We start from the raw sequence: 8,600 nt of genomic DNA on the forward strand, positions 1-8,600 counted from the left end.
GCTCGCCCAACTGCGCCGGCGCCGCCCCGGAGCGCTGCCCGTCGGCGGCACACCCCCGCAGGAAGGCGTCGAACTGCGCGACCGAGCGCTCAGCGACGCGATCGCCGCCGAAGCCGGTGTCCTGCCGGGGGTTGAGCATGCGGCCGTACGCATCACGGGCCGGCCTGCCCACCCCCGCACCCGCGTCAGGCTCACCCTCACCCCTCAGGCTGCACCCGGCGCCGCCCTCGATGCCCTTGGCGAAGGCCCGCTCCGAACCGCCCATCGGTCCACCGGCTTCCCTGACATGCCCACCGAGGCCCGCCTACAGGTCGCCCGCCACAAACCACACCGCGCGGAGTGACCACGTACGACATGGCCGTCGACACACCCACGCGCGCCTTCGGGCGCACCAAGCCCGTCAGGGTCCTGACAGCCCTCCGAATCAGCAGGGTCGGGCATTACGTCCGACCAGTTGCAGGAGGCCCTGTCCCAGTTGACGGCGTGTACTGCCGCACCGGTCCCGCATCAGCCATATGCGGGCCCCAAGAGGCTACCCACGTGGCGTTCCGCCGCTCCTTACAAGGGATCGACCACTGGTGGAGGTGGTGACAGCGGCTCGCTGGGCTCGGCGGCGAGTGAGCTCGTCGCCCGGTCCCCTCTCTGACAGTCCTGCTTGGGGCGACGGCGGCCGAGAGCGCGCGCGAGTTCGCCGACCGGCGCCAGCATGTGTCCGCCATCGCCCGCGCACCACCACACGACTTCGCGTTCCCGCTCCGAGCCGTGGACGCCGAGGTCATGTCGGGGGCACACCGGCCAGACCTGCCGGGTCTGTTCGAGCAGGCTCTCCTGGATCATGGTCGTCAGGCTGGTCAGTGCCGTGGTCGGGTCGTCGCACATGCTCGGCAGGATGTGGCCGCCCCGGTTGAGCCTTTCACCGTCGGCAAGGCGGACACCGGCTCCCGCCGGGAACCAGTCCTCCCGGACCTCGATCTCCGGTTCGCCCCCGATCCCCCGCGTGGGCAGGTCGCGGGCCATGATCCGCAGCGCGTCGCGCAACGTCTCCAAACGCTCGGGGGCGAGGTCGAAGCCCGGCTCGAAACCCACGTCGTCCAGGATGCGCCGGGCCAGGGCTGCCATCTCCGCCTGCGGCACCTCGGCCGGATTCCGTTCGACGACCTCCAGGACGGCGTCGGTGCAGTGGAACCAGTCGAGCAGTTCGCAGGCGAGGGCGACGACTTGCTGTGGGTCGAGGTTGTCCTCGCGCAGGCCGAGGTAGACCCTTCGCTTCAACTGTTCGGTAACCGCTTCGCACTCAGCCATGGCGTTGCTCACCGGCCCAGTATCCCGACGCGGCCCGGTTCCCCGCCGCAGGGTTTTTCGGCATGCCGCCTGACGCACTCACCAGCGGAACCATGACCTCACCACTTGATCGCGGCCGTCACTCGGGAGGAACCGCGCCCAAGGACGACGGAGCCCATGGCGGGCCTCCGTGAACATGGGTCGTTGAGCGGTGCCGCGGTCTGTGTCGAGTATGCGGGGACGGCCACGGGACCTGGGGCCCTGTGAGTGAATGGCGGGATGAGCGAGCTCTCCCCTTTCGGTCACGACCACGACGGCGAACGGCTCAGCGGCGTGTACGGCGGTGACGACAGTGCCCCGGACCGGCCCAGCGTCGTCCTGCTGCACGGCGCGGGCAACGGCAGCAAGGAGCGGCTGCTGCCGCTGCTCGACGAGTTCGTCGCCCGTGGCTGCCACGGTGTCGCGTTCGACTTCTCGGGGCACGGCGACAGCACCGGCACTCTGCGGGAGTTGAGCCTGCGCCGACGGTTCGAGCAGGCGGTTGCCGTGATCGACGCCCGGATACCCGCCGGCGGCCCGCTGATCCTGGTCGGGTTCAGCATGAGTGGCCAGACGGTGGCCGACTTGGTCGGGCACTACGGGGAGCGGGTGGCGGCACTGGGTCTGTGCGCGCCGGCCGTGTACGCCGGTGAGGCGTGGGACGTACCGTTCGGTGCGGGCGACGGCAGGTTCAGTGAGGTCATCCGCCGTCCCGACGGCTGGCGTACGGCTCCGGCACTCGACGTGCTGCGCGCCTACGAGGGCCGGGCGGTGCTCGCGGTGCCGGGCACGGACGCCGTGATCCCGCCCGCCGTCACCGAGGCCGTGCAGGACGCGCTCGCCGCCCGTGCACAGCTCGCCCGCCTGGAACTCCCGGACGCCGAACACCAGCTGGGCCTGTGGTTCCGCGACCACGCCGACGCTCGACGGGACTTCGTCGACGCGGTCCTGACAGGACTGGGCGACCGCGGCTGGACGGCGACGAACGCCTGGGTGGCCAAGCAGCTGCCGCAGGGTCGCACGGTGAGCCGCACCGACCCGCTGCGGGGCGGCTGGAGCTCCCAGATGCGTGCGCTCACACTCGACGACAGTACGGGGCTGGTGCTGCGGACGTTCGTGAAGCCCTTCTTCCGGCGTCACGCTCCCGGGCTGCTCACCCGGGAGGCCACCGTCCTCACGCTGTTGGCGGGCCGGGAAGGCATCCCGGTGCCGGAACCGGTCGCCGTCGACGCCACCGCCGAGCACTGCGACCATCCCTCCCTGCTGATGTCACGGCTGCCAGGCCGGGTGCGGGTCGACGAGCAGGATCTGGAGCGACGCCTGGACCTGCTGGCGGCGCAGCTCGTGCGGATCCACGGCGTCGTGCCGGACGAGCGCCCGCGCCGGTACGAGGCCTGGACGTCACCGGAGCGGGTGCGCGCCCGGCCGGGGAGGCTGTGGGAACGTGCGGTGGACGCGCTCCGCCGCGAGCCTCCTGCGTACGAGGACTGCTTCCTGCACCGTGACTTCCACCCCGGGAACGTGCTGTTCACCGGTACGGGTGACGATCTGCGGATCAGCGGCGTCGTCGACTGGGTGGAGACCTCCTGGGGCCCCGCCGACCTGGACGTGGCCCACTGCTCGACGGCGCTCGCACTGCTGCACGGCCCCGAGCACGGCCTGCGTTTCCGGGACCGCTACGAGGCCCACGGCGGGCGGCCGCTCGCCGACGGCCCCGATCACCTGTACTGGCGGCTGCTCGACGCCCTGTCCTACGCCCCGGACGCGGCCAAGCTCGCCGGTCCCTGGCGCGAGCTGGGGCGGACCGACCTCACACCGGAAGTGCTCGGCGACCGGCTGGAGGCGTACGTGCGCGAGCTGCTGGAGCGGCACGGCTGACATGAACCCGGCGACGGGGACCGATGTCAGTGGCGTCGGGGAGTTGGGGAGGATGCCGCCAGGACGACTACGGGTGGAGGTCCGATGAGTGGGGAGCCGCGGTACATCGGGGTGGCGGAGCGGCGGGCCAGGCTGGCGTGGCGGCATCGGCTGGCCGGCGGAGCGGGGGCGGCGCTGCTGCCGGCCCTCGATCCCACGGCGATGGGCTGGCAGCAGCGGGACTGGTACCTGCCGCCGGAGCTGTGGCCGTCCCTGTTCGACCGCAGCGGCAACGTGGGCCCGACGGTGTGGTGGAACGGCCGGGTGGTCGGCGCCTGGGCCCAGCGCCCCGACGGCGAGATCGTCTGGCGGATCCTGGGCCGGGATGGGGTGGGCGCGGAGGCGGAGGAGGCGATCGCCCGGCGGGCGGAGAGCCTGCGGAGCCTGCTGGGCCCGACGAGAGTCACGCCGCGCTTCCGGACACCGCTGGAGAGGGAGTTGACGGCATAGTGCGGGACTCGCCGGACACCCCGCGCCCACGGGATGCCCGGCGAGTCCCGGCTCAGCGCGAGTACCGCATCAGCGCCCGCACCATGTGGCACGTCGTGTCCGACGGCGGGTGGACGCCGATGAGTTCCGCGGCGCCGCGGATCGTCTCGTTGCGGGCCTGGTTGGGCAGGTAGACGCCCGAGTCGAGCAGGGCGATGGCGAGCCGCATCGCCTTCAGGCGACGGTTGTGGGTGACGTACCACTCGCGCGGACGCCCCGCCGGCAACGGCCGCTTCTGCACGGGCTCGTAGGGCAGGTCGAGCAGGACGGGACGCTTCGCGGTGGACTGGGTCGGCAACGGCTTCGGCTTCAGTGCGGCAGCGGGCACAGGCATCCTCCTGTCCGGTGGGAGCGCCGTGGAGAAACTTCCCGCGACACTCTCGAACACTGCTTCCAGTTTACTGCCCGGCACTGACATCAGGGGGTCTGCGGAGCCCGTGAATATGCAGGTCGGGCGGCTAGTTGGCGTCCTGTCACAGTTGCTTCGCACGAGGTGCGCGAGGCGGCAGAAATTCGAACAGGCCGTTCCGTCGGAGCCGTACGGGGGCAGCGTCGGGGGGCGTTCGGTGGATACCTTTGGCGTATGGAGATCTGGATCAATCCGGCCTGTTCCAAGTGCCGCAGCGCGATCAGCCTGCTGGACGCCGAGGGTGCCGACTACACCGTCCGCCGCTATCTGGAGGACGTGCCGACCGAGGGCGAGATCCGGGAGGTGCTCGAACGGCTGGGGCTGGAACCGTGGGACATCACCCGGACGCAGGAGGCCGCCGCGAAGGAGCTCGGGGTGAAGGAGTGGCCGCGGGACGCCGGTGCGCGTGACCGCTGGATCGCGGCGCTGGCCGTGCACCCGAAGCTGATCCAGCGGCCGATCATCACCGCCGACGACGGCACGGCGGTGGTGGCGCGGACGGAGGAGGCGGTGCGGGACGCGCTCGGGCGGAAGTGAGCCCACGCCAGTCTGTTGTGACGCAGGTTACATCAACCGACTCCCGCGACCGCTGAGTAACTTCGTTCGGTATCTCGTACATAGCGGCGTACGCTCCCCTACCTCTTGGAGGAGGCGCGCATGTCGCGCAGGAGAACTCTCAGCACGAAGAAGAAGGTCGCGCTGCTGGTCAGCGCCGCGGCGGTGGCGGGAGGCGGGGCCTTCGCCATGGCGGCCACGTCCAACGCCTCGCAGCCGGACAGCGCGCGCACCCTGTCCACCGGGGACTCGACGGTCTGTCAGGGGCTCGCCACCGCCCTCGGCAACAACCAGAAGTTCATCGAGGGCCAGCGGGCCGACCCGGACGCGCAGTCCGAGGCACGGATCGCCAACCGCGAAGCGGTCATCGAGGAGATCAAGCGCAAGCAGGCCGCGTCCGGCTGCACGGTGGGGGAGTCGGCTCAGGACTCCCAGGCCGGGCAGCAGGGCCAGAACGGGCAGCAGGACGGCCAGCAGGCTGGCGAACAGGCCGGCGGTCAGGCGGGCGAGCAGGCCGGTGGCGGCGAGCAGGCCGGCGACGCGGGGAACGCGGGCGGTGGCGCCGCGGCGTCCGGTCAGCAGGTGTGCCAGGGCTCCACCGTCACGCTCTCCGGCGAGGGCGGTGCGCCGGCGGCGTCCAGCAACCAGTTCCCGGCGGGTACGACGCTGAAGGTCACCAACCTGGACAACAACAAGTCCACCACGGTGAAGGTCACCTCCGTCTCCGGCAGCTGCGTCCTGCTCAACAACACTGCCTTCGAGGAGGTCCGCGAGCCCGGCAAGTTCCTGATCCGCCGCGCGCTGATCGAGAAGGTGGGGTGACGCTCGCCCCGACAGCGAACCGGTGATGTGCGGCCAGGGCCGCCACACCGTGCGTGTCATGGGTCCTGCTGCTCCCGGCCAGGAGCGGCAGGACCGGCACGTCCAGTCAGGCCACCGGACCGGCGACCGTACGGGGGGATCGCCGGCCCGGTGGCCCGGGCGTGTCAGGGGGCAGGAATCGCCCCGGCGCCCGCCGGCCGGGCACTGGTCCTCTCTGCCCTCGGCAGATTGGGTTCCGTCCCACGACCGTGCAGGGCACAGTCACCGGCATGAGACTTCTGGTGCTGGGTGGTACGGAGTTCGCCGGGCGGGCCGTCGCCGAGGCGGCGGCCGGGCGCGGCTGGGACGTGACGGTTTTCAACCGGGGGCGGCACGCGCCCGTCCCCGGGACGCGGTTCCTGCGCGGCGACCGCACCGCGCCCGACGGGCTCGCGGCGCTCACGGACGGCGCGTGGGACGCCGTCGTCGACACCTGGTCGTCCGCGCCCCGCGCGGTCCAGGACGCGGCGCGGCTGCTGCGGAGGCGCGCCGGACGGTACGTGTACGTGTCGAGCTGTTCGGTGTATGCCTGGGCCCCGCCCGCCGGTTACACCGAGGAGGCACCCCTGGTCGAGGGCGCGCGGGCCGACGCGGACGCCACCGACTACCTCCGGGACAAGCGGGGCGGCGAGCTGGCGGCGGTGGAGGCCTTCGGGGCGGACCGCTCGGTGCTCGTCCGGGCCGGGCTGATCCTCGGGCCGTACGAGAACGTCGGCCGGCTGCCGTGGTGGCTGACCCGGATCGCGCGGGGCGGCCCCGTACTGGCGCCCGGTCCGCGCGACCTGCCCCTGCAGTACGTCGACGTCCGCGACCTCGCCGAGTGGATCCTCGGCGCGGCGGAGCGGGAGCTGAGCGGCCCGTACAACCTGCTGAGCCCGCAGGGGCACGCGACGACGGGCGAACTCCTGGACGCCTGCGTCCAGGCCACTGGCGCGGACGCCGACCTGCGCTGGACCGACCCGGACACGATCCTGGCCGCGGGCATCGAACCGTGGACCCAGCTCCCGGTCTGGGTGCCCCCGGGCAGTGAGGCCCACAACGCCCTGCACGGCGCCGACGTCTCCCGGGCCCTCGCCACCGGCCTTCGCTGCCGCCCCGTCACCGAAACGGTCACCGACACCTGGACGTGGCTGCAGGACATCGGCGGCACGGCACCGCAACGCCCGGACCGGACGCTCAAGGGGATCGATCCGGTGCTGGAGGCGAGGGTGCTCGGAGCCGCCGGCCACTGACCACTGCAGGTGAGGTCAGAGCAACTGACCGCATAAGAACGGCAGTTGAAACGCATTCGGCTCAAGAATCTCGCGTCGATTCGTGAGTCGGCTGAACACTCCTGGGACCACGTCCGTATGGAAGGGAGCCGCTTCACTCCTGTCGGGCGCCTCAATGCTGCCCCGCAAGGAAGTTCAGAGGAGTTCCATGGGACGCAACACACGAAAACGCCGTATGCCGCTGGCCACCAAGGTCATAGCCGGGGCGGCGGCCCTGGCGCTCGGTGGGGGCGGGCTGGTCTGGGCGAACTACTATGCTTCCGCGCACGAGTCGAAGAACAACGCGTGGGGCAGCCAGACGAAGGCCGCCAGTGCACAGGTCGCGACGATCTCGTGCCCGGACATCGGCCAGAAGCTCACCGACGTGCCGCAGCAGGCCCGTGGGGAGGTCGACGGCGAACTCGCCACGCTCGACCGCCAGATCACCGACGCCTACCAGCGCCTGGCGACCACACGGGACGCCCAGGTCAGGGATGCGAGTTTCGTCCAGAACTCCATTCTGGGTCCGCTGAAGGACCGGCGGAAGGTGATCATCGACCGGATCAAGCTGGAGATCAACCGGGCGGGTGGCAGGGCCCCCGGCGACCTGGACAACCTCGCCAACTGCACCGGCACCCCCGCGGACCAGACGAACGCGGGCGGTGACCAGAACGGTCAGGACGGCCAGGACGGCCAGCAGGGCCAGGACGGTCAGAACGGCCAGGACGGTCAGGACGGTCAGGACGGTCAGAACAACGACGGCCAGCAGGGCGACGACAACGGCGGCCAGGACAACGGCGGCCAGCAGGGCATCGGCGGTCAGGCCGGCAACGGCCCGGTCGCGGCGGACTTCGTCGACATCACCACGGTCCAGCCCAACGTCCCGCCGAAGCCGCGCAAGAACCGCAACGCCTCGACCGGTACGTTCACCACGGTCTGCGGTGTGAACGCCAACGGGAACCACAACACCGACAACGTGATCGTGGCACCCGGCGTGAAGAACGGCGCGCACCACCTGCACGACTACGTCGGCAACCAGAAGATCGACGCGTTCGCCAGCAACGACACGTTCCTGCAGGGCGGCACCAGCTGCCAGAACAAGAACGACCTGTCGTCGTACTACTGGCCGGTGGTCCGTGTCCAGGACGGCTCGCAGGCCTTCGACCAGGACGCGGACGGCGGCGGCAAGGAAGGCAACGTCGGCCGGATCCTGAAGCCGCTCCAGGCCCAGATCAAGTACGTGGGCAGCCCGACCGGCAAGGTCGTCGCGATGCCGCAGTTCCTGCGCATCATCACCGGTGACGCCAAGACCACGACCAACGGTCTGGCGAACGCCAACGCGCACTGGAGCTGCACCGGCTTCGAGAACAAGGTCCAGCTGACGGAGCAGTACCCGATCTGCCCCGAGGGCAGCAGGATGGTCCGCACGTTCGCCTTCCAGAGCTGCTGGGACGGGCAGAACATCGACAGCGCCAACCACCGTACGCACGTGGACTTCGCCGACGCCAACGGCAACTGCAAGAACGGCTTCAAGCGGATCCCGCAGCTGACGATGCGTCTGGTCTACGACGTGCCGCGGCCGACGATCGAGAACGGCGTGGTGACGAACGCCTACGCGGTGGACGGCTTCCCGGAGCAGCTCCACAAGGCGCACACCGACCACGACGACTTCATCAACATCACGAAGAACGGCCTGGCGAACAAGATCGCCAACTGCATCAACTCGGGCCGGAACTGCCGGTGACGCACTGAGCCGGTGACCAGGTGAAGAAGGCCGGCGGCGGGATTTCCCGCCGCCG

General features: G+C 70.8%; 9 protein-coding genes. 6 read left to right on the plus strand and 3 right to left on the minus strand.

What is annotated here, in order from left to right:
* Both DEP02_RS33510 and DEP02_RS16935 read right to left on the minus strand, forming a co-directional pair.
* Positions 1–265, minus strand: a 265-nt coding sequence (locus tag DEP02_RS33510) for a hypothetical protein (RefSeq protein ID WP_157977469.1), incomplete at its 3' end; no start/stop codon positions are given.
* A gap of 293 nt (positions 266–558) precedes the next feature.
* Entirely contained in the window at positions 559–1,302 is a 744-nt protein-coding gene (locus tag DEP02_RS16935) for a hypothetical protein (RefSeq protein WP_232839165.1), read from the minus strand.
* A gap of 258 nt (positions 1,303–1,560) precedes the next feature.
* On the opposite strand from DEP02_RS16935, the gene DEP02_RS16940 reads away from it, so the two are divergent.
* A complete protein-coding gene (locus tag DEP02_RS16940) occupies positions 1,561–3,198 on the plus strand; it encodes an alpha/beta fold hydrolase (RefSeq protein WP_112468235.1) in 1,638 nt (545 codons plus the stop codon).
* An 84-nt stretch (positions 3,199–3,282) separates the two neighbouring features.
* Positions 3,283–3,687, plus strand: coding sequence for a DNA glycosylase AlkZ-like family protein (locus DEP02_RS16945; RefSeq protein WP_438947768.1), 405 nt, complete (start codon positions 3,283–3,285; stop codon positions 3,685–3,687).
* A 52-nt stretch (positions 3,688–3,739) separates the two neighbouring features.
* Here DEP02_RS16945 and DEP02_RS16950 read toward each other — a convergent pair whose 3' ends face one another.
* Complete coding sequence (locus tag DEP02_RS16950) at positions 3,740–4,054, minus strand: hypothetical protein (RefSeq protein WP_112468237.1); 315 nt, start codon at positions 4,052–4,054, stop codon at positions 3,740–3,742.
* 255 nt (positions 4,055–4,309) lie between these two features.
* On the opposite strand from DEP02_RS16950, the gene DEP02_RS16955 reads away from it, so the two are divergent.
* The 4 genes from DEP02_RS16955 to DEP02_RS16970 all read left to right on the plus strand — a co-directional run bounded on the left by DEP02_RS16955 (position 4,310) and on the right by DEP02_RS16970 (position 8,545).
* Positions 4,310–4,672 carry an ArsC/Spx/MgsR family protein gene (locus DEP02_RS16955; protein ID WP_112468239.1) on the plus strand — a complete coding sequence of 121 codons (363 nt, stop codon included), beginning with the start codon at positions 4,310–4,312 and terminating at the stop codon, positions 4,670–4,672.
* A 120-nt stretch (positions 4,673–4,792) separates the two neighbouring features.
* Positions 4,793–5,512 carry an SCO2207 family protein gene (locus tag DEP02_RS16960; RefSeq protein WP_112468241.1) on the plus strand — a complete coding sequence of 240 codons (720 nt, stop codon included), beginning with the start codon at positions 4,793–4,795 and terminating at the stop codon, positions 5,510–5,512.
* A gap of 269 nt (positions 5,513–5,781) precedes the next feature.
* On the plus strand, positions 5,782–6,783 hold the full coding sequence (locus tag DEP02_RS16965) for an NAD-dependent epimerase/dehydratase family protein (RefSeq protein ID WP_112468243.1): 1,002 nt from the start codon (positions 5,782–5,784) through the stop codon (positions 6,781–6,783).
* Positions 6,784–6,970: 187 nt separating this feature from the next.
* Entirely contained in the window at positions 6,971–8,545 is a 1,575-nt protein-coding gene (locus DEP02_RS16970) for a DUF1996 domain-containing protein (protein ID WP_112468245.1), read from the plus strand.
* Positions 8,546–8,600: the final 55 nt, after the last annotated feature.

This window comes from Streptomyces triticisoli (genome assembly GCF_003270085.1).
In the GTDB taxonomy this organism is placed as follows: domain Bacteria; phylum Actinomycetota; class Actinomycetes; order Streptomycetales; family Streptomycetaceae; genus Streptomyces; species Streptomyces triticisoli.